Source organism: Streptomyces dengpaensis, assembly GCF_002946835.1.
Lineage (GTDB): Bacteria > Actinomycetota > Actinomycetes > Streptomycetales > Streptomycetaceae > Streptomyces > Streptomyces dengpaensis.
The window spans coordinates 6,564,206-6,588,519 of record NZ_CP026652.1 but is presented as its reverse complement, the minus strand read 5'-3'; the positions used below and the strand labels follow the sequence as shown (position 1 = coordinate 6,588,519).

17 protein-coding genes are annotated in these 24,314 nt (G+C 69.9%); 11 read left to right on the top strand and 6 right to left on the bottom strand.

What is annotated here, in order from left to right; all coding sequences use genetic code 11:
* Nucleotides 1-161 precede the first annotated feature (161 nt).
* Complete coding sequence (gene rpsA, locus C4B68_RS30295; RefSeq protein WP_104880024.1) at nucleotides 162-1,661, bottom strand: 30S ribosomal protein S1; 1,500 nt, start codon at nucleotides 1,659-1,661, stop codon at nucleotides 162-164.
* 246 nt (nucleotides 1,662-1,907) lie between these two features.
* Here rpsA and C4B68_RS30290 point away from each other — a divergent pair, with 246 nt between their 5' ends.
* Both C4B68_RS30290 and C4B68_RS30285 read left to right on the top strand, forming a co-directional pair.
* Complete coding sequence (locus C4B68_RS30290) at nucleotides 1,908-2,855, top strand: class I SAM-dependent methyltransferase (RefSeq protein WP_240634528.1); 948 nt, start codon at nucleotides 1,908-1,910, stop codon at nucleotides 2,853-2,855.
* Nucleotides 2,856-3,103: 248 nt separating this feature from the next.
* Nucleotides 3,104-5,860 carry an ATP-dependent RNA helicase gene (locus tag C4B68_RS30285; RefSeq protein WP_099506591.1) on the top strand — a complete coding sequence of 919 codons (2,757 nt, stop codon included), beginning with the start codon at nucleotides 3,104-3,106 and terminating at the stop codon, nucleotides 5,858-5,860.
* Here C4B68_RS30285 and pgfA read toward each other — a convergent pair.
* The 3 genes from pgfA to C4B68_RS30270 form a co-directional block, all read right to left on the bottom strand.
* A complete protein-coding gene (gene pgfA, locus C4B68_RS30280) occupies nucleotides 5,850-6,842 on the bottom strand; it encodes a cell envelope lipid trafficking protein PgfA (RefSeq protein WP_099506590.1) in 993 nt (330 codons plus the stop codon). The genes C4B68_RS30285 and pgfA overlap by 11 nt on opposite strands.
* Nucleotides 6,843-6,863: 21 nt before the next feature.
* Nucleotides 6,864-6,998 carry an SPW_0924 family protein gene (locus C4B68_RS30275; RefSeq protein WP_104880023.1) on the bottom strand — a complete coding sequence of 45 codons (135 nt, stop codon included), beginning with the start codon at nucleotides 6,996-6,998 and terminating at the stop codon, nucleotides 6,864-6,866.
* 179 nt (nucleotides 6,999-7,177) lie between these two features.
* Entirely contained in the window at nucleotides 7,178-8,890 is a 1,713-nt protein-coding gene (locus C4B68_RS30270; protein ID WP_099506589.1) for a lytic transglycosylase domain-containing protein, read from the bottom strand.
* Nucleotides 8,891-9,220: 330 nt separating this feature from the next.
* On the opposite strand from C4B68_RS30270, the gene C4B68_RS30265 reads away from it, so the two are divergent.
* On the top strand, nucleotides 9,221-10,075 hold the full coding sequence (locus tag C4B68_RS30265; RefSeq protein WP_099506588.1) for a DUF4184 family protein: 855 nt from the start codon (nucleotides 9,221-9,223) through the stop codon (nucleotides 10,073-10,075).
* Here C4B68_RS30265 and C4B68_RS30260 read toward each other — a convergent pair.
* Together C4B68_RS30260 and polA are read right to left on the bottom strand one after the other, a co-directional pair.
* Nucleotides 9,996-10,979 (bottom strand): serine hydrolase, encoded by a 984-nt coding sequence (locus C4B68_RS30260; protein WP_206337094.1) that lies wholly within the window; start codon nucleotides 10,977-10,979, stop codon nucleotides 9,996-9,998. The two genes, C4B68_RS30265 and C4B68_RS30260, sit on opposite strands and share 80 nt — an antisense overlap.
* 368 nt (nucleotides 10,980-11,347) lie before the next feature.
* The gene (polA, locus tag C4B68_RS30255; RefSeq protein ID WP_099506587.1) at nucleotides 11,348-14,074 is read right to left on the bottom strand and encodes a DNA polymerase I; all 2,727 of its coding nucleotides are present in this window, start codon (nucleotides 14,072-14,074) and stop codon (nucleotides 11,348-11,350) included.
* Nucleotides 14,075-14,315: 241 nt separating this feature from the next.
* Here polA and C4B68_RS30250 point away from each other — a divergent pair, with 241 nt between their 5' ends.
* The 8 genes from C4B68_RS30250 to C4B68_RS30215 all read left to right on the top strand — a co-directional run bounded on the left by C4B68_RS30250 (nucleotide 14,316) and on the right by C4B68_RS30215 (nucleotide 24,264).
* Nucleotides 14,316-16,607, top strand: a complete 2,292-nt coding sequence (locus C4B68_RS30250) for an FdhF/YdeP family oxidoreductase (protein WP_099506586.1) — start codon at nucleotides 14,316-14,318, stop codon at nucleotides 16,605-16,607.
* Between the two features lie 78 nt (nucleotides 16,608-16,685).
* The gene (locus C4B68_RS30245) at nucleotides 16,686-17,147 is read left to right on the top strand and encodes a PaaI family thioesterase (protein WP_099506585.1); all 462 of its coding nucleotides are present in this window, start codon (nucleotides 16,686-16,688) and stop codon (nucleotides 17,145-17,147) included.
* 166 nt (nucleotides 17,148-17,313) lie between these two features.
* On the top strand, nucleotides 17,314-17,976 hold the full coding sequence (locus C4B68_RS30240; protein WP_099506584.1) for a hypothetical protein: 663 nt from the start codon (nucleotides 17,314-17,316) through the stop codon (nucleotides 17,974-17,976).
* 398 nt (nucleotides 17,977-18,374) lie between these two features.
* The gene (locus C4B68_RS30235) at nucleotides 18,375-19,595 is read left to right on the top strand and encodes a branched-chain amino acid ABC transporter substrate-binding protein (RefSeq protein ID WP_180289404.1); all 1,221 of its coding nucleotides are present in this window, start codon (nucleotides 18,375-18,377) and stop codon (nucleotides 19,593-19,595) included.
* Nucleotides 19,596-19,896: 301 nt separating this feature from the next.
* A complete protein-coding gene (locus C4B68_RS30230) occupies nucleotides 19,897-20,829 on the top strand; it encodes a branched-chain amino acid ABC transporter permease (RefSeq protein WP_099506582.1) in 933 nt (310 codons plus the stop codon).
* Between the two features lie 5 nt (nucleotides 20,830-20,834).
* Nucleotides 20,835-22,604 (top strand): branched-chain amino acid ABC transporter permease, encoded by a 1,770-nt coding sequence (locus C4B68_RS30225; RefSeq protein WP_099506592.1) that lies wholly within the window; start codon nucleotides 20,835-20,837, stop codon nucleotides 22,602-22,604.
* Between the two features lie 5 nt (nucleotides 22,605-22,609).
* The gene (locus C4B68_RS30220; RefSeq protein WP_240634527.1) at nucleotides 22,610-23,551 is read left to right on the top strand and encodes an ABC transporter ATP-binding protein; all 942 of its coding nucleotides are present in this window, start codon (nucleotides 22,610-22,612) and stop codon (nucleotides 23,549-23,551) included.
* Entirely contained in the window at nucleotides 23,548-24,264 is a 717-nt protein-coding gene (locus C4B68_RS30215; RefSeq protein ID WP_099506580.1) for an ABC transporter ATP-binding protein, read from the top strand. The genes C4B68_RS30220 and C4B68_RS30215 overlap by 4 nt, the downstream gene beginning before the upstream one ends.
* Nucleotides 24,265-24,314: the final 50 nt, after the last annotated feature.

Sequence of the window (24,314 nt, the reverse complement as noted above, 5' to 3'; positions counted from 1 at the left end):
GGTCATGCCGGCCGACTCGTCGCAGAGGTGCGCGTCCGCGTTGACGCCGGTGAACACCTGGACGGGGACGCGGAGTTCGTGCCGCGGCGGAAACGCGCTGCGGGCCCGCACCCAGTTGGGTGCGGGCCCGCAGTCACGAACTACTGCCTAGCGGTGAGCTTTCAGCTCTGGCCGCCGGCGAGCTTCTCGCGGAGGGCAGCCAGGGCCTCGTCCGACGCCAGGGCGCCGGAGTTGTCTGCGGACTCCGAGGAGTACGAGCCACCGCCGGAGGCGGCCGGAGCCGCACCCGCCGCGTCGCCGCCCTCGGCCGCCGCGGCGGCGTCGGCCTCGCGGGACTTGATGACCTGCGCCTGGTGCTGCTCGAAGCGAGCCTGCGCCTCGGCGTACTGGCGCTCCCACTCCTCGCGCTGCTTCTCGTAGCCCTCGAGCCAGTCGTTGGTCTCGGGGTCGAAGCCCTCGGGGTAGATGTAGTTGCCCTGGTCGTCGTAGGACGCGGCCATGCCGTACAGGGTCGGGTCGAACTCGACCGAGGCCGGGTCGGCACCGAAGGACTCGTTGGCCTGCTTCAGCGAGAGGCTGATGCGACGACGCTCGAGGTCGATGTCGATGACCTTGACGAAGATCTCGTCGTTGACCTGGACGACCTGCTCCGGGATCTCCACGTGGCGCTCGGCCAGCTCGGAGATGTGGACCAGACCCTCGATGCCCTCGTCCACGCGGACGAACGCACCGAACGGAACCAGCTTGGTGACCTTACCCGGGACGACCTGACCGATCTGGTGCGTACGGGCGAACTGCTGCCACGGGTCTTCCTGCGTCGCCTTGAGCGACAGGGAGACGCGCTCGCGGTCCATGTCGACGTCGAGGACCTCGACGGTGACTTCCTGGCCGACCTCGACAACCTCGGAGGGGTGGTCGATGTGCTTCCAGGAGAGCTCGGAGACGTGCACGAGGCCGTCGACGCCACCCAGGTCCACGAAGGCACCGAAGTTGACGATCGAGGACACGACGCCGGAGCGGACCTGCCCCTTCTGGAGGGTGGTGAGGAACGTCTGGCGGACCTCGGACTGGGTCTGCTCCAGCCAGGCACGGCGGGACAGGACCACGTTGTTGCGGTTCTTGTCCAGCTCGATGATCTTCGCCTCGAGCTCCTTGCCCACGTAGGGCTGGAGGTCGCGGACGCGGCGCATCTCGACGAGAGACGCGGGCAGGAAGCCGCGGAGGCCGATGTCGAGGATGAGACCACCCTTGACGACCTCGATGACGGTACCGGTGACGATGCCGTCCTCTTCCTTGATCTTCTCGATGGTGCCCCAGGCACGCTCGTACTGGGCGCGCTTCTTCGAGAGGATCAGGCGGCCTTCCTTGTCCTCCTTCTGGAGAACAAGGGCTTCGATCTCGTCGCCGACGGCCACGACCTCGTTCGGGTCGACGTCGTGCTTGATCGAAAGCTCGCGGCTCGGGATGACACCTTCGGTCTTGTAACCGATGTCGAGCAGGACCTCGTCCCGGTCGACCTTCACGATGACGCCGTCGACGATGTCGCCGTCGTTGAAGTACTTGATCGTCTCGTCGATCGCGGCGAGGAAGGCTTCCTCGTTACCGATGTCGTTGACCGCAACCTGCGGGGTGGTGGCGGTGGTCTCGGTGCTGCTCGTCATGTGGGAAAGGGCTCCGGTACGGACATTGAGTCGTAGGTACTGCTTACGCCGGGAGCCCGTTTCGCCCTGTAGAAGCCGGACAGCCAAGGAAGCGCCGTATCCGGCGGGCGTTCATCACGAACACTTACCGATGGCGCCTCGAGAACCGAGGGGACATACATACAGATGCGAGCGCAGCCTGCTACGTCTGAGGTGCGCAGGCCCGCAGCGCAACTTGTAGCATACGGGGGCAGCCGGGCAGGGTCAATGCGCGAAGGCGCACACCCGGGGCGGATCGCCGCATTCCCGGCACAAGACCTGTCTCACGAGGCCACGCGGACGGTAGGACGCCCCTGCCGCGACACACCGAGACGGGTTGCACGGAAGAGTACGACGAGGGAGCCGATCATCCAAGAGCACGAACCGTTCGAACCGGAAGCCACCCGACGCGACGCGGGCGACACGGAGAGTTCCTGTGCCAGCCGGGGCTGGTGGGACCGGAACGCGGACGAGTACCAGATCGAGCACGGCACCTTCCTCGGGGACGACCGCTTCGTGTGGGGTCCCGAGGGCCTCGACGAGGTGGAGGCCGAGCTGCTCGGCCCGCCGGAGGACCTCAAGGGCAAGGACGTCCTGGAGATCGGCGCCGGGGCGGCCCAGTGCTCGCGCTGGCTGATCCGCCAGGGAGCCCGCCCGGTGGCCCTGGACCTCTCCCACCGCCAGCTCCAGCACGCGCTGCGCATCGGCGGCGTGCCCCTGGTGGAGGCCGACGCCGGCGCCCTGCCGTTCGCCGACGGCTCCTTCGACCTGGCGTGCTCGGCGTACGGCGCGCTGCCGTTCGTCGCCGACCCGGTCCGTGTCCTGCGGGAGGTGCACCGGGTGCTGCGCCCCGGCGGCCGCTTCGTCTTCTCGGTGACCCACCCGATCCGCTGGGCCTTCCCGGACGAGCCGGGCCCCGAGGGGCTGAGCGTGTCCGCCTCGTACTTCGACCGGACTCCGTACGTGGAGCAGGACGAGGAGGGCCACGCGGTGTACGTCGAGCACCACCGCACGATCGGCGACCGCGTCCGCGACGTCGTGGCCGGCGGCTTCCGCCTCCTCGACCTCGTCGAGCCGGAGTGGCCCGCCTGGAACACCCAGGAATGGGGCGGCTGGTCCCCGCTGCGCGGGAATCTGATACCCGGGACGGCGATCTTTGTGTGCGAGCGGGAATGACGTACGGGGTCGGGGGACTGGCCTACGGGGTCGGATGGAAGCGCGCGCGTGTGCAGGCGTATGCGGGCGCACGCACGCGGGCAGGCGTCTGCGGGCCACGCACGCGGGCAGGCGTATGCGGGCGCACGCACGCGGGCAGGCGTCTGCGGGCCACGCACGCGGGCAGGCGTTTGCGGCCTGCACGCGTGCGTGGACGGCGTTGTGAGGCTCGTACGCGACCGGTTTGACGCCCGTACGAGACTGGGGGCGTGATCCGTTACGACGCCCTGGACGCGCTGCCCGTGCGCGGTGCCCTGCCCGGTCTGCACGACGCTCTGGAGGGCGAGGGCAGCGTGGTGCTCGTGGCGCCGCCCGGTACCGGCAAGACCACCCTTGTGCCACTGGCGCTCGCCGGACTTCTCGACGACGGGCGGCCGGTGCGCCGGGTCGTCGTCGCCGAGCCGCGGCGGATCGCTGCCCGTGCCGCCGCGCGGCGGATGGCGTGGCTGCTCGGCGAGAAGGTCGGCGAGAGCGTCGGCTACACCGTGCGCGGGGAGCGGGTGGTCGGCCGGCACGCGCGCGTGGAGGTCGTCACCACCGGTGTCCTGCTGCAGCGCCTCCAGCGGGACCAGGAACTCGCGGGCGTGGACGTGGTTGTGCTCGACGAGTGCCATGAGCGGCATCTGGACGCCGACACCGTGGCCGCCTTCCTGTTGGACGTACGGGCCGCTCTCCGCCCCGAGCTGCGGCTGGTAGCGGCGTCCGCGACGACGGATGCGGAAGGCTGGGCCCGGCTGCTGGGCGACGCGCCGGTAATCGAGGCGCAAGGGGTCTCGCATCCGGTCGAGGTGGTCTGGGCGCCGCCCGTACGGCCTGTACGGCCACCGCACGGGATGCGGGTGGACCCGGCGCTGCTGACGCATGTGGCGTCGCTGGTGCGGCGGGCGCTGGCCGAGCGTGAGGGGGATGTGCTGTGCTTCCTGCCCGGGGTCGGGGAGATCGCTCGGGTGGCCGGTCAGCTGGGGGACCTGGGTCCGGTCCAGGTGCTCCAGGTGCACGGGCGGGCACCGGCGGCCGTGCAGGACGCGGTGCTGTCTCCGGGGACCGGCCGCCGGGTGGTGCTGGCCACCGCCGTGGCGGAGTCGTCGCTGACGGTTCCCGGAGTGCGGGTGGTCGTCGACTCCGGGCTCGCGCGGGAGCCGCGGGTGGACCACGCGCGCGGGCTGAGCGCGCTGACGACCGTACGGGCATCGCAGGCGGCCGGGCGGCAGCGGGCGGGACGGGCCGGGCGTGAGGCGCCCGGAGCGGTGTACCGGTGCTGGACGGAGGCGGAGGACGCCCGTCTGGTCCGCTTCCCCGCGCCGGAGATCAAGGTGGCCGACCTGACGGCGTTCGCCCTCCAGGCGGCCTGCTGGGGCGATCCGGACGCGACGGGCCTGGCGCTGCTCGACTTGCCGCCGGGTGGGGCGATGGCGGCGGCGCGCGCCGTGCTGTCGGCCATCGGCGCGGTCGACTCGGCGGGGAGGGCCACCGAGCGGGGCGTCCGCATGTCCCGGCTGGGCCTGCACCCGCGCCTCGCCCGGGCCCTGCTGGACGCGACCCCTGCGATCGGCGCCAACCGTGCTGCCGAGGTGGTCGCCCTCCTGAGCGAGGAGCCGCCCCGCGAGTACGGCGACGACCTCGCGGCAGCCTGGCGCACCGCCCGTCGCGGCGGCGACGCCTACGCGACCCGCTGGCGCACAGAGGCAAGGCGCCTGCGCACCGCGTCGGCACCCACGCCTACGGGGCAGAGCCATGCGCAGCCACCCGCGCAGGACCGTCTCCCCGGGGAACCGAGCGCCGAGGCTCTCGGCGGGGATGGGCTGGCGGCGGGGGACGTGGCCGTGACGGGGGCCGGGGAGGTGGGCGGTGCCGGGACAGTAGGCGAAAGCCGGCCCGCACGCGACGGCAGGCCGGTCGGCGGTGCCGGGACAGTGGGCGAAACCCCGCCCGCGCGCCAGGGCGGGCCGGTCGGCGGTGCCGGGCCCCGGGTGGGTGGATCGGCCGGTGCTGGGGATGACCAGGTCGTTGGGCTGGTCGCCGCTCTCGCGTTCCCCGAGCGGGTCGCTCGGGCGCAGGGTGGGTCCTATCTCATGGTGAACGGCACGCGCGCGGACGTCGGAGACGGTTCCGCTCTGCGGGGTGCGCCCTGGCTGGCTGTCGCCGTGGCCGATCGCCCCGTGGGTGCCGGGCACGCGCGCGTGCGCCTCGGGGCCGTGGTGGACGAGGACACGGCGCGGCGGGCCTCGGCGCCGTTGCACGCCGAGGGCGACGAGGTCCGCTGGGCCGACGGCGACGTCGTCGCCCGGCGGGTCGAGCGGCTCGGGGCGGTGGAGCTGGCGGTGCGGCCGGTCAAGGACGGCGGCTCCGGCCTCGTACGAGACGCGTTGCTCGACGGGTTGCGGGAGGACGGGCTCGGTCTGTTGCGGTGGTCCCCCGACGCCGAGGTGCTGCGCCGGCGGCTCGCCTTTCTCCATCTGCACCTGGGCACCCCCTGGCCCGACGTCTCCGACGACGCGCTCCACGCGCGCGTGGACGAGTGGCTGGAGCCGGAGCTCGGCCGGGCCCGGCGGCGGGCCGATCTGGCGCGCATCGACGCCGGGCAGGCGCTGACCCGGCTGCTGCCCTGGGCCACAGGGGACGCGACCCGTCTGGACGAACTCGCACCCGAGCGGATCGAGGTGCCCAGTGGGTCCAGAATCCGGATCGACTACGGCGATCCCGGACAGCCGGTCCTCGCCGTCAAGCTGCAGGAGATGTTCGGCCTCCACGAGTCCCCGGCCGTCGCCGGCGTACCCGTACTCGTCCATCTCCTCTCCCCCGCCGGACGCCCCGCCGCCGTCACCGCGGACCTCGCCTCCTTCTGGAGGGACGGCTACAAGGCCGTACGGGCCGAGTTGCGAGGGCGGTACCCCAAGCATCCATGGCCCGAGGATCCCGCTACCGCCGAGCCGACGCGGCACACCAACGCGCGGCTCAGGCGTTGACCGGTTCCGGTTCCACGGTCTCCGCAGTCGCCGGGTCGCCCGGACGCCTGCTCCGGGCCTCCAGGTACAGGGACAGGGACAGCAGGGCCGTGCCCAGGAGCAGGAAGCCCCACGGGAGGTACGACGTCATCAGCAGGACCAGGGTGCGGTTGGACTTGACCAGGTCGAGCGTGTACGTGATGTAGTCCTCGCGCATCTTCACGTGGCCGGCGAATGCCGTCACCTTGTCGCGGTCGCCGAGCAGCGTGCCGCCGCGGAGTTCCTCCTTGTGGATCTCCTCGCCGTAGACGGGCGCTCCGGTGACCGGTTCCACCCAGAACTTGCGGACCGTGGTGTACCAGCGGGTGGTGCCCGTCTTGGCGACCGACTGCGGGGTGATGCCCTGGACGGGCATGATCTTGGGCAGAGCAACCTTGGTCCAGGGGATGGTCTGCTCGAAGTAGTAGACCTCGACTCCGCGGAAGTTCTGGGTGCCCTTGTAGTGGATGGGGGCCGCCGTCCGCGTCTGCGCGTCGAAGTACTCGTAGTCCCGCTTCTCCGTCAGGAAGGGCCACTTGAACTCGATGCCCTCGCGGGTGACCGGATCGCCGTCGACCATTTCGCCCGTGGCGTGCACGGGTTCCTGGCTGTGCGCGTCGAAGATGTAGCGCTCGGGGAGCTTGGAGACCATCTTGCCGTCGGGGCCCTGGACGTAGGAGAGGGAGTCCCAGACGACGACGTCCCGGCCCGCGGTCCTCTCGATCTTCTCGGAGGCCTCGACGTTGCCTTTGAGGGTCTGCACGATGGTGACCTTGGGGACCTTCCTGGCCTTCATGGTGCCGTAGTCGAGGAGGACCGGGTCCTTCGCCTCCAGGACCATGTCCTGGTACTGATTGGCGGGGATCTTCGCCAGACGCGGGAAGGCGTACCAGCGCAGCAGCGGGGACAGCGCCGTGAGGAACACGGCGAAGGCGAGCAGGATCAGGCTTGCCTTGCGGCGCATCTCGGCGTCCCTCCCTGCGGACTACGGGTGTGCGGGCACGGTCGTCAGCAGCGGCTCCGGTGACGTCTTGCCCGCCGGTGAGCCCATGGCGGTGATCGTCAGCACCAGAGCGAGCGCGACGGCGAGACCGGTCGCGGCGGCGATGAGGGCACGCATGCGGGCCTCCCGAGGACCAGGAGCTGATACATCGTCAGGTCCGGCACCGTAGCAACGGCGGAGCGAGATGAGAACACGTCGCGCACACAGACGAGGGCGCCCCTCCGCCGGAAACGGAGGGGCGCCCTTAAGGCTCGTACGGGCCTGCGGACGTACGGCGACACGTCCGCGGGAATGGACTACGACGTGGCCGGGGCCGCCGCCACCTTCAGCTCGACCGTCAGCGTCGCGCCGCCCGTGGTGTTGATGCGGAGCAGGAACGTGCCGCTGGTGTCGTCCGCGTACAGCTTCGGCAGCTTCAGCAGACCGTCGGCGTCCGTGGTGAGGTCCGTGAGGGTGCGTACGGTCTTGCCGTCCGCGTCCTTGAAGTACGGGCCCTTGTCGTTCTCGGTCGCGTCGTCCGCCGACTTGATGAGCGTCGCGGTGGCCGCGACCTTGCCCGCGGCGGCGCCCTTGTAGGTGGCCTTCACCTCGACCTGGCCGGCGAATTCGCCGCCCGGCACGCAGGTCAGTTCCGTGTCGCTGGTGCGGGTGAGGGTGTCGGCCTGGCGCGGGGTGACGGTCGCCGTGTAGTCGAGCCCTGCCAGGGTGCGGCCCACGACGGTGGCGCGGACCGTGAAGTCGCCGGTCTTCTCCCCGGCCACGAGCGCGGGCGCGGTGGCCGTGCCGCTGCTGTTGGTGACGATGGTGGCGACGCTCTCGCCGCCGGTGAAGGTGGCGTCCGTGTCGTCGCCGATGATCGTGAACCGCACCCGGACCTTCGCCACGGCCTGGCTGGTCCTGGTCTCGGTGCGTACGGCGATCTTCTCGGCGAACGTCCCGCCCGCCGTGGCGGTGAGCTTCGCGGTGCCCGCGTCCTCGAGGTGGTGCACCGTCTCGGTGGGCGTCTGGGTGGGCGGTGTCGTCGGCGGCGGGGTGGGTCCCGGCGGAGTCGGTTGCGGCGGGGTCGGTTGCGGCGAAGCCGGCGGGCTCGGGCTGGGACTCGCCGGGCCGTTGCCGCCCGGCTCGGCGGAGTTCGGCGGCGTGGTCGCGGGCGGCGTCGGGCTGGGGCTCGCCGCGTCGTTGTCGTCGCTGTCGTGCGACGGCAGCGTGCCCGTGCCGTCCGGCACCTCATGGGTGCCCCTGCGGTAGTACTCCAGCCACGACAGGACGGTGTGGAGGTATTCCGTCGAGTTGTTGTAGCTGAGGATCGACGCGTTCATCTGCGCCCGGACCGACATGTCGTGGTCGAAACGGCACAGGTAGTGGCCCGCGGCGAGCGCGGCGTCGTAGATGTTGTTGGGGTCCTTCTTGCCGTCGCCGTTGGCGTCGCGGCCCGCCCACTCCCAGGTGGAGGGGATGAACTGCATCGGCCCGACCGCGCGGTCGTACGTGGAGTCGCCGTCGTACGCGCCGTTGTCGGTGTCGCTGATGTGCGCGAAGCCGTTGCCGTTGAGGACCGGGCCCAGGATCGGCGAGTACGTCGTGCCGTCGGCGTTCACGCGGCCGCCGCGGGCCTGGCCCGACTCGACCTTGCCGATGGCGGCGAGGAGTTGCCAGGGCAGGTGGCAGCCCGGCTTGGACTCGCGCAGCGACGCCTCGGCCCTCTTGTAGGCATCGAGGACGGTCGCGGGTATGCCCGCTTCGGCGTCGCCCTGGGCGACGGGCGTGCCGGTGGTCGGCGAGGGGTTGGGGCTGTCGAGCGGCGGGAGGTCCGTGTAGTAGCGCGAGTTGCCGGTAGCGGTGTCGTCGCTGTTCGGGTCGGGGGTGGCCTCGGAGCCGGCCGTCTGTCTGCCGTGCTCGTCGGTGGCCACACCCGGGGCCTGGGACGCGGACAGGGCCGCGACCGCGACCGCGGCCACGGCGGTGGTCGCCGCCCCCTTGCGCAGCCGCCTGCCGAAATGCGCCGCCATTGAGTGAACCCCTCCCGTGGACGACCGCTTCCGCGCTTCTTTGTGCGCTTCTCGGTACGTTTCCTCGCACGCTTCGTCACGCGCTTCTTCGTGCGTATTCCTGCTGGCGTTCGACCGCGCCCCCAGCACGGTAACCCAGGTGACCCTACGACAACTTCCGTCGCGCAGGGACCCGTTCGCGCCCGGTTTTCACCAGTTGGCCATGTGCGGTTGCGCACGGAACACCGACCCCGAGTAGCCCCCTCGGCCGTTTTCACACGTCTCTCATACTGGGCGTCATCGATCACCGGCGCCGACACAACCGCCCAACATCAGCCATAGGGGGACGACTTGCCCTTCACTCTCAGTCATGCCGCGGCCGTACTGCCGGCCGTACGCGGTGACGGAAGCGGGCGCGGCCGGCTGGTTCCCGCCGTCCTCGTGGCCGGTTCGTTCGCTCCCGACATGACCTACTACGCGGCAAGTGCGCTGCCCGGAGCGATGGAGTTCGGCACCTTCACGCACTCCTTCACCGGCGTGTTCACCATCGACGTGCTCATCACCTGGGCCCTCGTGGGCGCCTGGCTGGTGCTGCGCGAACCGCTGGTGGCACTGCTGCCGCGGGGCCGGCAGGGGCGCCCGGCGGCTCTGCTGCGCTGCGGTGCGGCACGTAAACGTTTGCGTCCGTCGACGGCGCGGTGGTGGTACATCTCCGCGGCCCTCGGCGCGCTGACCCATGTCGTGTGGGACGCGTTCACACATCTCGACCGGTGGGGTATGCGGCTCTTCCCCGTCCTCGGGCGGGACATCGCGGGTTCGCCGCTGTACTGGTACCTGCAGTACGGGGGTTCGGCGGTGGCCGCCGTCGTGATTGTGGCCTTCGTGGCCGTCGCGCTGCGCCACACGCGCCCCGGCGGACCCGTGGGCGTGCCGGTGTTGTCCGCTGCGGACCGGTGGCTGGCCGGTGCCGTGATCGGCTGCTGCGCGCTGGTGGGCGCAGTGCAGCGGGCTTCGCGCTGGTGGGACTACTGGGGCTCCAGCGCGAAGCCCTGGGAGTTGATCCCGACGCTGTGTTTCGGCGCGGGCGCGGGCCTGGTCCTCGGCCTCGGGCTCTACGCCGTGGGTGTCAGGGTGTGGCGTCCGGCTCCGGCTCGTCCCAGCCCGGCAGCGGATCATACGGAGCCGAGCCGTCCGACCGCTCGCTGATCGCGCCCTCCGGAGTGGGGCTCTGGACCCGGCCGCGGCCCTGGTTGAGGCCGCGGTGCACGGCCTGTGCGATGCGCTCGATGGTGCGGACCCCGTACGCCATCGTCGGGTTGTCGTGCGACAGGACGACGATGCGGTACGTGCGGCTGGTGCCCGTGAACGCGCCGACGCTGTGCACGCGCCAGCCGTGTGTGGCCCGGGGCAGCCAGCCGTTCTTCACCTGGGCCGTGAGACCGGTCGGCATGCCGGCGGGCACGCCCCAGCGCTGGTCGCTGCGGACCTCACTCATCAGCTTCAGGCCCTGGGCGCGGGTCTTCAGGAACGAGCCGGCGTTGGTGAGCACGTCCAGCAGCCGCATCTGGTCGTCGGCCGTGGTGCGGGTCAGGCCCCAGTAGCCGCCTGGGCCGAGGACGGTGCCTTTCGTCCCGACGCGGGCCAGGAAGCGGCTCAGGTAGGTGTGGCCCAGGTCGGTCCACAGCCGCATCGCGGAGGCGTTGTCCGAGACGGTGATCATGGGGCGGATGTTGTCCTGTTCCCAGGTGGTGAGTTTGCGGCCGAGCTCCTCCGCCCGGCGCAGGGTGCCCTCCATGATCGTGACCTTGGCGACGCTCGCCGAGTCGTACTGCCGCTCACTGGCGAGGGCACAGGTCAGGCCGGTGTCGTCGTCGTGCACCGCCACGGAGACGGTGCCCTCGCGAGACGACAGCGCCGCCTGGATGTCGCTGGACATCCGGGCGGCGAGGTCGGGGTCACGGGTGGAGCTGCAGACCGGAGGCACCTGGGCGGTGCTGGCTTCCGCGGCGACCGCGGGTATCGGCGCGAGCAGCGCCGAGACGACAGCTGTCGCCGCGATGACGACGGCTGTGGCTGCCGCCGTACGGCTGTGGAGCATGCGTATACCCATGCCCGCATCCTTACGGCCGCCCTGGGCGGGGGGCGCTTTTGCGGGGGCCACGCGGGTGACGGGTACCTCCGTGCGGGGTGGCACTCGGGGCCGGCCGTGTCTCTCGGGGCCGGCCGTGCCTCGGAGCCGACCGTGCCTCGGGACCGGCCGTGCCTCGGGACCGGCCGTGCCTCGGGACCGGCCGTGCCTCGGGACCGGCCGTGCCTCGGGACCGGCCGGTACGTGCCGGGGTTGCCCTGCGGGCTGCCGCCCGTGTCCGGCGCCGCCGGACCCGCGTCACCGGATCCCGCCGCGGCGGATCGCGCACCGTTGCTGCGGCCGGGGGGACTTACCGTCCGGCGGTAAGCCCCCCGCCGCAACGCCGGAACCTAGTGCGCCGCCGACTCCCAGTCCGCCCCGTGCCCGACGGACACGTCCAGCGGAGCCCGGAGTTGGACGGCGGACGCCATTTCGTGGCGGAGGAGCTCCTCGGTCTTGGCGCGCTCGCCCGGGGCGACCTCCAGGACGATTTCGTCGTGGACCTGGAGGAGCATGCGGGAGTTGAGGCGCGCCTCGCGCAGCGCCCGGTCCACGTTCAGCATGGCGATCTTGACGATGTCCGCCGCCGTGCCCTGGATCGGGGCGTTCAGGGCCATCCGCTCGGCCGCCTCACGGCGCTGCCGGTTGTCACTGTTGAGGTCCGGCAGGTAGCGGCGGCGGCCGAAGAGCGTCGCCGTGTAGCCCGTCGCCCTCGCCTCGTCGACCACGCGGCGCAGATAGTCCCGTACGCCTCCGAAGCGCTCGAAGTAGGTGTCCATCAGCGCACGGGCCTCACCCGCGTCGATGTTCAGCTGCTGGGAGAGGCCGAAGGCCGACAGCCCGTACGCCAGGCCGTACGACATCGCCTTGATCTTGCGCCGCATCTCCGCGTCGACCGCGGACCGCTCCACGGAGAACACCTGGGAGGCGACGGTCGTGTGCAGGTCCTCGCCGGACGTGAACGCCTCCAGCAGGCCCTCGTCCTCCGACAGATGGGCCATCACGCGCAGTTCGATCTGGCTGTAGTCCGCGGTCATGAGGGATTCGAAGCCCTCGCCGACCACGAAGCCGCGGCGGATCGCACGGCCCTCGTCCGTACGGACCGGGATGTTCTGCAGGTTCGGGTCCGTGGAGGAGAGGCGGCCCGTCGCCGCCACCGTCTGGTTGAAGGTGGTGTGGATACGGCCGTCCGCCGCGATCGTCTTGATCAGGCCCTCGACCGTCGAGCGCAGCTTCGCCTGCTCGCGGTGCCGGAGCATGATCACCGGCAGTTCGTTCTCCGTCTGCGTCGCCAGCCACGCCAGCGCGTCCGCGTCCGTCGTGTAACCCGTCTTCGTCTTCTTCGTCTTGGGCAGGGCCAGCTCGCCGAAGAGGACTTCCTGGAGCTGCTTGGGCGAGCCCAGATTGAACTCGTGCCCAGCGGCGGCGTGCGCCTCCTTCACGGCCTGCTGCACCGCGCCCGCGAACATCTGCTCCATGGCCTCCAGGTGGGCCTTGTCCGCCGCGATGCCGTGCCGCTCCATGCGGGCCAGCAGAGCGGACGTGGGCAGCTCCATGTCGCGCAGCAGATCGGCCGCGCCGACCTCCTGGAGCTTTTCGCCGAACGCCTCGCCCAGGTCGAGGACCGTACGGGCCTGCGTCATCAGCGCCTCGGCCTCGGCCTGGTCGTCCGTGCCGAAGGCGAGCTGGCCGTCGGCCGCGGCGGCCGGCCCCAGCTCCCGGCCGAGGTACTCCAGGGACAGCGCGTCCAGCGCGAACGAGCGACGCCCCGGCTTGACCAGGTAGGCGGCGAGCGCGGTGTCCATGGACACGCCCTCGATGGACCAGCCGTGCTCGGCGAAGACCCGCATCGCGCCCTTGGCGTTGTGCATGACCTTGGGCTTCTCGGGGTCGGCCAGCCACGCCGCGAACGCGTTCTCATCGGCCTCGTCCAGCTGCGACGGGTCGAACCAGGCGGCCGCTCCGCCCGCGGCGGCGAGCGCGACCTCGGCCACCGCGCCCGCCCCGAGCGCCCACGCGTCGACCGTGGCCACGCCGAGGACCTCCTTGCCGTGCTCGGCGAGCCACGGCTTCAGCTCGCCCGCGCCCAGCACCGAGGCGTCGAGCTCCACACCCTCGGCGACCGGCTGCGCCTCCTCGGCCTCCTCGGCCCCCGGATCGACGGCGAGGAGCCGCTCACGCAGCGACGGGTTGCGGATCTCCAGGGTGTCCAGGACCATCGCCACGGACTTGCGGTCGTACGCGGCGCGCTCCAGGTCGGCGACCGTCCTGGGCAGCTCGACGTCCGTGACCATCTCCGTGAGACGGCGGTTGAGCTTCACCGACTCCAGGTGGTCGCGCAGGTTCTGCCCGGCCTTGCCCTTGACCTCGTCGGCGCGCTCGACCAGCTCCGCGAACGAACCGAACTGGTTGATCCACTTCGTGGCCGTCTTCTCACCGACACCGGGGATGCCCGGCAGGTTGTCGGACGGGTCGCCGCGCAGCGCCGCGAAGTCGGGGTACTGCGCCGGCGTCAGCCCGTACTTCTCGAAGACCTTCTCCGGGGTGAAGCGCGTCAGCTCCGAGACGCCCTTCGTGGGATACAGCACCGTCGTGTGCTCGGACACCAGCTGGAAGGAGTCACGGTCGCCGGTGACGATCAGCACCTCGAAGCCCTCGGCCTCGGCCTGCGTGGCGAGCGTCGCGATGATGTCGTCGGCCTCGAAGCCGTCGACCGCGAACCGCTGGGCGTGCATCGCGTCGAGGAGCTCGCCGATCAGCTCGACCTGCCCCTTGAACTCGTCCGGGGTCTTCGACCTGTTCGCCTTGTACTCGGTGAACTCCTCCGAGCGCCACGTCTTGCGCGAGACGTCGAACGCCACCGCGAAGTGCGTGGGCGCCTCGTCGCGCAGCGTGTTCGCCAGCATCGACGCGAAACCATAGATCGCGTTCGTCGGCTGGCCGGTCGCGGTCGTGAAATTCTCCGCGGGCAGCGCGAAGAACGCGCGGTACGCCAGCGAGTGCCCGTCCATGAGCATGAGGCGCGGACGGCCCGTACCTGCGGTCTTCTCGGTCTTCTTCGATGCTGTTTCTGCCACGCCCCCGATCCTGCCACGGCCCACTGACATCGAGAGCCCTCCGGCCCAGCACAAGCCCTCCCGTCCGCCCACCCCAAGCCCCGCACAAGCCCTCCCGTCCGCCCCAACGGTCGCCGGCAGGAGCCCTCCGGCCCGCCACCGGCGTTGTCAGCACCGCGTGCAAGGATCGAAGACGTACGAGCGGACACACAGCGCGTACGAGCAGACACACAACGACGTGGGCACGTGAAGGGGTTCAGCGATGGCCAGCAAGCCGCCGAAAAGCGATCCGGTTCAGGACGCGCCGCACGTCGCCGAGCCGAAGCGCGCCGCCGCCGGACTGCCCGCCATCGCCCACACCCTGCGCGTCGCACAGCGGCAGATGGGAGTGCGCCGCACCGCGCTGACCCTGCTGCGTGTCAACCAGAAGGACGGCTTCGACTGCCCGGGCTGCGCCTGGCCCGAGCCGGATCACCGGCACCCGGCGGAGTTCTGTGAGAACGGCGCGAAGGCGGTCTCCGAGGAGGCCACCCTGCGCCGGGTCACCCCGGACTTCTTCGCCGCACACCCCGTGAGCGACCTCGCCACCCGCAGCGGCTACTGGCTCGGCCAGCAGGGCCGCATCACCCACCCCATGTATCTGGCGGAGGGCGCCGGCCACTACGAGCCGGTCACCTGGGAGCGCGCCTTCGACATCGTCGCCGAGGAGCTCGCCGCACTCGGCTCCCCCGACGAGGCCCTCTTCTACACCTCGGGCCGCACCAGCAACGAGGCCGCCTTCCTCTACCAGCTGTTCGCCCGCGAGCTCGGCACGAACAACCTGCCCGACTGCTCGAACATGTGCCACGAGTCGTCCGGCTCCGCCCTCTCCGAGACCATCGGCATCGGCAAGGGCAGCGTCCTCCTCGACGACCTCTACCAAGCCGACCTGATCATCGTGGCCGGACAGAATCCCGGCACCAACCACCCGCGGATGCTCTCCGCCCTGGAGAAGGCCAAGGCCAACGGCGCGAAGATCATCACGGTCAACCCGCTGCCCGAAGCGGGCATGGAGCGCTTCAAGAACCCGCAGACCCCCCGGGGCGTGCTCAAGGGCGCCGCCCTCACCGACCTGTTCCTGCAGATCCGCCTCGGCGGCGACCAGGCCCTCTTCCGCCTCCTCAACAAGCTGATCCTTCAGACGGAGGGCGCGGTCGACGAGGAGTTCATCCGCGCGCACACCCACGGATACGAGGAGTTCGCGGCCGCTGCCCGCACCGCCGACTGGGACGAGACCCTCACCGCGACCGGCCTCACCCGCGAGAAGATCGACGAGGCCCTGCGGATGATCCTCGCCTCGCAGCGCACCATCGTGTGCTGGGCGATGGGCCTCACCCAGCACAAGCACGCCGTGCCGACCATCCGCGAAGTCGTCAACTTCCTTCTGCTGCGCGGCAACATCGGCCGCCCCGGCGCCGGCGTATGCCCGGTGCGCGGTCACTCGAACGTGCAAGGCGACCGCACGATGGGCATCTTCGAACGGCCCGCCCCCGCCTTCCTGGACGCCCTGGAGCAGGAGTTCGGCTTCGCCCCGCCCCGCAAGCACGGCTACGACGTCGTACGGGCCATCCGCGCCCTGCGCGACGGCGAGGCGAAGGTCTTCTTCGCGATGGGCGGCAACTTCGTGTCCGCCTCCCCCGACACCGAGGTCACCGAGGCGGCCATGCGCCGCGCCCGCCTCACCGTGCACGTGTCGACGAAACTGAACCGCTCGCACACGATCACGGGCGCGCGTGCCCTGATCCTGCCCACCCTCGGCCGCACCGAGCGCGACCTGCAGGGCAGCGGCCTGCAGTTCGTGACCGTCGAGGACTCCATGGGCATGGTGCACGCCTCACGCGGCCGCCTGGAGCCCGCGAGCACCCACCTGCTGTCCGAGCCCGCCATCGTCTGCCGCCTCGCCCGCCGCGTCCTCGGCGAGGGGTCCCGCACGCCCTGGGAGGAGTTCGAGAAGGACTACGCGACCATCCGCGACCGCATCGCGCGCGTGATCCCCGGCTTCGACGACTTCAACGCGCGCGTGACCGGTTCCGCCGGCCGCCCCGGAGGCTTCACGCTCCCGCACGCCCCGCGCGACGAGCGCCGCTTCCCCACGGCCACCGGCAAAGCCAACTTCACGGCCGCACCGGTCGAGTACCCGCAGCTCCCCGAGGGCCGCCTGCTGCTGCAGACCCTGCGCTCCCACGACCAGTACAACACCACCATCTACGGCCTGGACGACCGCTACCGCGGCATCAAGAACGGCCGCCGCGTCGTCCTCGTGCACCCCGACAACGCGCACCAGCTGAACCTCGCGGACGGCTCGTACGTCGACCTGGTCAGCGAATGGCAGGACGGCACCGAGCGGCGCGCGCCCGGCTTCCGCGTCGTGCACTACCCGACCGCCCGGGACTGCGCCGCCGCCTACTACCCGGAGACCAACGTCCTCGTCCCCCTGGACGCGACCGCCGACACCAGCAACACCCCCACCAGCAAGTCCGTCGTCGTACGTCTGGAACAATCCGCGACCGACTGAGCGTTTGCTCAGTCAGAGAGATCCACACCACGAAGTGATCGACGACCAGACGATCCACGACGAACGGAGTCGGGCCCCATGGGCGAGCAGCACACCGTGAAGTTTCCGCAAGAGGTCATCGACGAGTACGCGGCCCTCGGCGTCGACCTGCCCGCCCTGTTCTCCGCGGGCCACCTCGGCACCCGTATGGGCGTCCAGATCATGGAGGCCTCCGCGGACCGCGTCGTCGCCACCATGCCCGTCGAGGGCAACACCCAGCCCTACGGTCTCCTCCACGGAGGCGCCTCCGCCGTCCTCGCCGAGACCATCGGCTCCGTCGGCGCGATGCTCCACGGCGGCAGCACCAAGATCGCCGTCGGCGTCGACCTGAACTGCACCCATCACCGCGGAGTCCGCTCCGGCCTCGTCACCGGCGTCGCCACCCCCGTACACCGCGGCCGCACCTCAGCGACGTACGAGATCGTCATCACCGACGAGAACGACAAGCGCGTCTGCAGCGCTCGCCTCACCTGCGTCCTCAAGGACGCACCCGCGAGCTGACACCCCGCGACCTGACACCCCACGACCCGAAACCGCGAGCTGACACCCCACGACCTGACACCCGCAACGCACGTCACACCCCTCGGCCGCCGGCCCCACACGGCGGCCAACTCCCCAGCCCCCACCCCCCATTGGCAAAGCCCCACCCCCCGGCATAGCGTGAAGCATGACCGGCATCGGGCCCGTCGAGCCGTACCACCCCGATGACACCGACGGCCCCCACCAGAACGCACCGACCGACCTGCTGTGGTCGAAATCCTCACCCGCCACCGCCCGTTGGGCCGCCCTCCCTCGCTCCCGCCGCCGCATCGCCCAGGCCCTGATCGTCGCCGCGGCCGCCACCGCCGCCTTCTTCGCGCTTCGCCCCGCACCGGCGACCCAGGCCACCCCGAACCCCTACCCCTGGCCCGCCGGCGTCACCACCCTCCACTACCAGGGCCGAGCACCCACCCCCCTGACCTACCGATTCACGGTCGACGTCGCCCGCGGCAGCCCCGTCACCATCCACCAAATCGGCGCAGGACTCCCCACGCTGCGCGCCACCACCACACCCCCGCTGCCACTGACAGTGAAGACCGGATCGCCCCGCCTCATCACCGTCAGCATCTCCGTATACAAGTGCGCCGACCTGCCGCCCGCCCTCGAACTCCCCCACCTCGACCTGCTGTTCAGCAACAAGAACTCACAGCAACAGCAAAGCTTCGTCTTCGGCGGCACCTACCCGCACCACCTGTGGACCGACCTGCGCGCCCACTGCTTCCCCCACCAGGGCTCTCCCGCACCCACCTCCCCCGCCCGGGACCCCTGGCGCGACCTCACACGAAGGTAACAGTCCGTTACCTCTGGCGTAATAAAGCAATGTTCACGCCACGGCACCCCCGCGCCGCAACCGGCACAACGCCCCGCCCCCACCGCCGTCATGGCCGAAAACCCCTCCACCCCATGAACCGGAACAGGGCGTTCTCACGATGCGAACACGCAGTCACCCCAGGACGGTCTTCCGAAATCCTCCGCTCCTCAAGCCCGCGCAACGCCAGGACACCCACCGCATAACAAGAGCGTCACAGCCTTCCCCGCGCTCCTCCCCACTCCCCTTACCTGCGCTTATAGTCACGGCCAGTCACCGCGCCGCCGGGCGCGTCTGCTGCACTGCCTGTTTCACCCAGTACGGCCCGGCGAGACACACGGCCCTCACCATGAGGGACCGCGCCAGGGAGAGGATTCAACGTGCGACACCGTTCTTTGGTCATACTCACCTCCGTGCTCACCACGGGAGCACTCACGCTGACCGCCTGCGGATCGCGCGATGAGGGCGGGGACAGCGAGAGCAGCAAGAAGACCGAAATCATCATCGGCGTCGACGCGCCGCTGACCGGTCAGAACTCCGCCACGGGCCTCGGCATCCAGGGCGGCGTCCAGATCGCCGTCGACGACGCCAACAAGAACAACACCGTCCCCGGCGTGACCTTCAAGGTCCTCGCTCTCGACGACAAGGCCATCCCGGCCAGCGGCCAGCAGAACGCCACCCAGCTCGTCCAGAACGAGAAGGTCCTCGGCGTCGTCGGCCCGCTCAACTCCGGCGTCGCCACCCAGATGCAGCAGGTCTTCGCCACCGCCAACCTGGTCGAGATCTCGCCGTCCAACACGGCGCCCGAGCTCACCCAGGGCAAGAACTGGCAGACATCGAAGACGCGCCCCTTCAAGACGTACTTCCGCACCGCCACCACCGACGCCCTCCAGGGCGGCTTCGCGGCCGACTACGCCTACAACACGCTCAAGAAGCGCAAGGTCTTCGTCGTCGACGACAAGCAGACCTACGGCGCCGGCCTCGCCAAGCTCTTCAAGGCCGGCTTCACCAAGGCCGGCGGCAAGGTCGCCGGCGAAGACCACGTCAACACCGGCGACACCGACTTCTCCGCCCTCGTCACCAAGATCAAGAACTCCAAGGCCGACCTCGTCTACTACGGCGGCCAGTACGACGAGTCCGAGAAGCTCACCAAGCAGCTCAAGGACGGCGGAGCCAAGATCCCGCTCTTCGGCGGTGACGGCATGTTCACCCCGACCTACATCGAGACCGCCGGCAAGACCTCCGAAGGCGACCTCGTCACCTCCGTCGGCCAGCCCGTCGACTCCCTGCCCTCCGCCGCCGACTTCATCAAGAAGTACAAGGCCTCCGGCCTCAAGGGCGACTACGGCACCTACGGCGGCTACTCCTACGACGCCGCCACCGCCATCATCAAGGCCATCGGCAACGTCGTGAAGGACGGCAAGGTCCCCGACGACGCCCGCGCCCAGATCGTCGCCGAAGTCCAGAACACCAAGTTCGACGGCATCGCAGGACCCGTCTCCTTCGACGAATACGGCGACACCACCAACAAGCAGCTCACCGTCTACCAGGTCGTCAAGGGCGAGTGGAAGGCCGTCAAGAGCGGCACGTTCAACGGCTAAGCCCTTCACGCCGCGGGGCCTGTCCGGCGGATCAGGCCGACTCCAGGCCACGGTGCCTGACAGGCACAGGTGAGCGGGGTCTGGTGCGTGCAGCTGCAAGGCGGAGGAGGGAGTCGACGCGGAGCGTCGGCGACCAACGACAACGCCGCAGATGTGCGTGCCAGACCCCGCGGCCCCGGTCTGATCCGCTGGACAGGCCCCCAGCACCACCCCAGGGCCGCGCGGCCAAGACCACACGTCACCGCGCGGCCCGCTTCATACGCCCTGCTCAACACTCTCCCCACCACATGGAGGCCATGCGGTGAACACCCTGCCGCAGCAGCTGGCCAACGGGCTGTTCCTCGGCTCGATGTACGGGCTGATCGCCATCGGCTACACGATGGTGTACGGCATCGTCCAGCTCATCAACTTCGCCCACGGCGAGATCTTCATGACCGGCGGCTTCGGCGCACTCACGGTCTACTTCTACGTCCTGCCCGACGGCACATCCATGTGGATAGCCCTCCCAGCGATGCTCATAGGCGGCGGACTCGTCGCCGTCCTCATCGCCGTCGGGGCCGAACGCTTCGCCTACCGACCACTACGCGGAGCACCACGCCTCGCCCCCCTCATCACCGCCATCGGTCTCTCCCTCGCACTCCAGCAGATCGTCTTCAACGCGTACCCGGACGCCAAGACCGACCGCAACTTCCCGCAACTGGACTTCGGCCCCTGGCACCTCGGCTCCATCAGCATCAGCAGCGGCTCCGTCTTCGTCATCATCGCCGCCCCCCTCTGCATGGCAGCCCTCGCCCTCTTCGTCAGCTTCTCCCGCACCGGCCGCGCCATGCAGGCCACCGCACAGGACCCGGACACCGCCCAGCTCATGGGCATCGACACCAACCGCATCATCGTGATCGCCTTCGCGATCGGCGGCCTCTTCGCCGCCATCGCCGCCGTCGCCTACGGCCTGCGCTACGGACAGATCAAATACGACATGGGCTTCCAGATGGGCCTCAAAGCCTTCACCGCAGCCGTACTCGGCGGTATCGGCAACATCTACGGCGCCATGATCGGCGGCCTCGTCCTCGGCCTCGCCGAAACCATGGCCACCAGCTACATCGACGGCATCCCCGGCATGCAGCAGCTCGGCGGCGGCGGCTGGGCCTCCGTCTGGGCCTTCGTCCTCCTCATCCTCGTACTGCTGTTCAGACCACAAGGCCTGGTCGGCGAACGCGTCGCGGACAGGGCGTGAGCACCATGGCAACCACCGAAACCACCAACGCCCGCGGCCTCATCGCACTCCCGCAGACCGCCGCCCGCGCCCTCATCGCCATCGGCGCCATCGCCACCATCGCCAGCACCTTCATGGCCTGGACCTACTCGTCCGACTTCCCCGGGGACCTCACCTACTACGGCTCCCCGGCCGGACTCCAGACCCTCGACCTCGTCGCCGGCGCCCTCACCCTTCTCTACGCCCTCACCCTCTTCAACATCCGCGGCCTCGGCTGGCTCAACCCCGCAGGCGCCACCCAGCCCGTCGTCCTCGCCGCCGCCTCCGCGTTCGCCGTCAGCTGGTTCAGCGCCATCGCCATCGCCGTCGACCTCAAGGGCCTCATCGCCCTCGACCCCGGCGCCTACATCGCCGCCGTCGGCTCGCTGACCGCCCTCATCGGCGCCCTCGCACTCCCCAAGCCCGGCGACACCTTCAAGGACTACGTCACCAAGCCGGACACCATCCCCCCGGCCGCCAAACTCCCCGCCTGGGGCGAACGCCTCGTCATCACCGCCGCCACCGCCACCGCCCTCATCGTCTTCACCTACGGCATCGGCGTCGACCCCGAAGCAAGCGAAACGTTCCTCGGCTACCTCCTCCTCGTCGTCTTCGGCGCCTGGGCCCTGCTCACCGCCGGACTCTTCGACCGCTTCGCCCAACTCAACGCCCGCCACAAGGGATTCGCCACCTCCATGGCATTCCTCGCCGCGGCCATCTTCCCCTTCGTCGAAAACGACGAACACAACGCCAACCTCGGCGTCAACATCCTCGTCGTCGCCACCGTCGCCCTCGGCCTCAACATCGTCGTCGGCCTCACCGGACTCCTCGACCTCGGATACGTCGCCTTCCTCGGCGTCGGCGCCTACGCCGCAGCCCTCGTCTCCGGCTCCGAGTTCTCCCGCTTCTCCGGCGTCCAATTCCCCTTCTGGGCCGCCATGCTCACCGGCATGGCCGCATCGCTCGTCTTCGGCGTCCTCATCGGCGCCCCAACCCTGCGACTGCGCGGCGACTACCTCGCCATCGTCACCCTCGGCTTCGGAGAAATCTTCCGCATCGCCGTCAACAACATGGACGGCTCCTCCGGGCCCAACATCACCAACGGCCCCAACGGCATCTCCATGATCCCCGACCTCAACATCTTCGGGTTCAACTTCGGAAGCAGCCACGACGTCGGCGGCGGAATCACCCTCGGCCGATTCGCGAACTACTTCCTCCTGATGCTGCTCATCACCGCGCTCGTCGTGATCGTCTTCAACCGCGCCGCCGACTCCCGCATCGGCCGCTCCTGGATCGCCATCCGCGAAGACGAAACCGCCGCCACCGCCATGGGCATCAACGGCTTCCGCGTCAAACTCATCGCCTTCGCGCTGGGTGCCTCACTGGCAGGCCTCGCCGGAACCGTCAGCGCCCACGTCGGCTACAGCGTCAACCCGGCCCCGTACCAGTTCGCCGGCTCCGTGCCCCCGAACTCCGCCTTCCTGCTCGCCGCCGTCGTCCTCGGCGGCATGGGCACCGTCAACGGACCCATCCTCGGCGCCACCCTGCTCTACCTCCTCCCCGAGAAGCTCAGCTTCCTCAAGGAGTACCAGCTCCTCGCCTTCGGCATCGCACTCGTCATCCTCATGCGCTTCCGCCCCGAAGGCATCATCGCCAACCGCCGCCGCCAACTCGAATTCCACGAGACCGGCCAACTCGACATCCCCGAACAAGGCCTGCCCGACACCACCGTCGGCGTCACCAAGGCAGGGGCGTGACCCACATGACCACCACCACGGCCACCACCCCCGTCCTCGAAGCCACCGGCGTCACCATGCGCTTCGGCGGCCTCACCGCCGTACGCAGCGTCGACCTCACCGTCAACACCGGGGAGATCGTCGGCCTCATCGGCCCCAACGGCGCGGGCAAGACCACCTTCTTCAACTGCCTCACCGGCCTGTACATCCCCACCGAGGGCAAGGTCGCCTACAAAGGCACCGTCCTGCCGCCCAAACCACACCTGGTCACCAGCGCAGGCATCGCCCGCACCTTCCAGAACATCCGCCTCTTCTCCAACATGACCGTCCTCGAAAACGTGCTCGTCGGCCGCCACACCCGCACCAAGGAAGGCCTCTGGTCCGCCCTCCTTCGCGGCCCCGGCTTCCGCAAAGCCGAAGCGGCCTCCCGCGAACGCGCCATGGAACTGCTGGAGTTCATCGGCCTCGACCACAAGGCCGACCACCTCTCCCGCAACCTCCCCTACGGCGAACAGCGCAAGCTCGAAATCGCCCGCGCCATGGCCAGCGAACCGGGACTGCTCCTGCTCGACGAGCCCACCGCCGGCATGAACCCCCAAGAAACACGGGCAACCGAAGAGTTGGTCTTCGCCATCCGCGACAGGGGCATCGCCGTCCTCGTCATCGAGCACGACATGCGCTTCATCTTCAACCTCTCGGACCGCGTCGCCTGCCTCGTCCAGGGCGAAAAGCTCGTCGAGGGAACGTCGGAAGTCGTCCAGGGCGACGAACGCGTCATCGCCGCGTACCTCGGCGAACCGTTCGAAGGCGCCCCCGGCGCCGAGGAAGTCGCCGAAGTCGAAGCCGCGGAGGCGGCAGAGGCAGCGGCGACGGACGCCGCAGAGGCCTCGGACGCCGCCGAGTCCTCCGACGCGTCCGACGCCGACGACGCGCAGAGCAGCACCCGCAAGGAAGGAAACGCCCAGTGACCGCACTGCTGGAGGTCGAAGACCTCAAGGTCGCCTACGGCAAGATCGAAGCCGTCAAGGGCATCTCCTTCACCGTCGAAGCAGGCCAGATCGTCACCCTCATCGGCACCAACGGCGCCGGCAAGACGACCACCCTGCGCACCCTGTCCGGACTCCTCAAGCCCAACAGCGGCCGCATCCTCTTCGACGGACAACCACTCAGCGGCGTCCCCGCCCACAAAATCGTCGCCCTCGGCCTCGCCCACTCCCCCGAGGGACGCCACATCTTCCCCCGGCTCACCATCGCCGAAAACCTCCAACTCGGAGCCTTCCTGCGCACCGACAAGGCAGGCATCGAGAAGGACATCCAGCGCGCCTACGACCTCTTCCCCATCCTGGGCGAACGCCGTAAGCAAGCCGCCGGAACCCTCTCCGGCGGCGAACAGCAGATGCTGGCCATGGGCCGCGCCCTCATGTCCCAGCCCAAGCTGCTCATGCTCGACGAACCCTCCATGGGCCTCTCGCCGATCATGATGCAGAAGATCATGTCCACCATCACCGAGCTCAAAGCCTCCGGCACGACCATCCTCCTCGTCGAGCAGAACGCCCAAGCCGCGCTCTCCCTCGCCGACCAAGGACACGTCATGGAGGTCGGCAACATCGTCCTCTCCGGCACCGGACAGGACCTCCTGCACGACGAATCCGTACGGAAGGCCTACCTCGGCGAGGACTAGGCCCCCGTGGCCGAACGGCCGCACGGTCACACGAAGAGGCCCGCACCCCT

Bases quoted from the DNA above. Each gene is read 5' to 3' on its own strand.
- rpsA (WP_104880024.1), bottom strand. From the start codon at position 1,661: ATGACGAGCAGCACCGAGACCACCGCCACCACCCCGCAGGTTGCGGTC.
- C4B68_RS30290 (WP_240634528.1), top strand. From the start codon at position 1,908: ATGCGCGAAGGCGCACACCCGGGGCGGATCGCCGCATTCCCGGCACAA.
- pgfA (WP_099506590.1), bottom strand. From the start codon at position 6,842: ATGCGCCGCAAGGCAAGCCTGATCCTGCTCGCCTTCGCCGTGTTCCTC.
- C4B68_RS30275 (WP_104880023.1), bottom strand. From the start codon at position 6,998: ATGCGTGCCCTCATCGCCGCCGCGACCGGTCTCGCCGTCGCGCTCGCT.
- C4B68_RS30270 (WP_099506589.1), bottom strand. From the start codon at position 8,890: ATGGCGGCGCATTTCGGCAGGCGGCTGCGCAAGGGGGCGGCGACCACC.
- C4B68_RS30260 (WP_206337094.1), bottom strand. From the start codon at position 10,979: ATGGGTATACGCATGCTCCACAGCCGTACGGCGGCAGCCACAGCCGTC.
- C4B68_RS30250 (WP_099506586.1), top strand. From the start codon at position 14,316: ATGGCCAGCAAGCCGCCGAAAAGCGATCCGGTTCAGGACGCGCCGCAC.
- C4B68_RS30245 (WP_099506585.1), top strand. From the start codon at position 16,686: ATGGGCGAGCAGCACACCGTGAAGTTTCCGCAAGAGGTCATCGACGAG.
- C4B68_RS30240 (WP_099506584.1), top strand. From the start codon at position 17,314: ATGACCGGCATCGGGCCCGTCGAGCCGTACCACCCCGATGACACCGAC.
- C4B68_RS30225 (WP_099506592.1), top strand. From the start codon at position 20,835: ATGGCAACCACCGAAACCACCAACGCCCGCGGCCTCATCGCACTCCCG.
- C4B68_RS30220 (WP_240634527.1), top strand. From the start codon at position 22,610: ATGACCACCACCACGGCCACCACCCCCGTCCTCGAAGCCACCGGCGTC.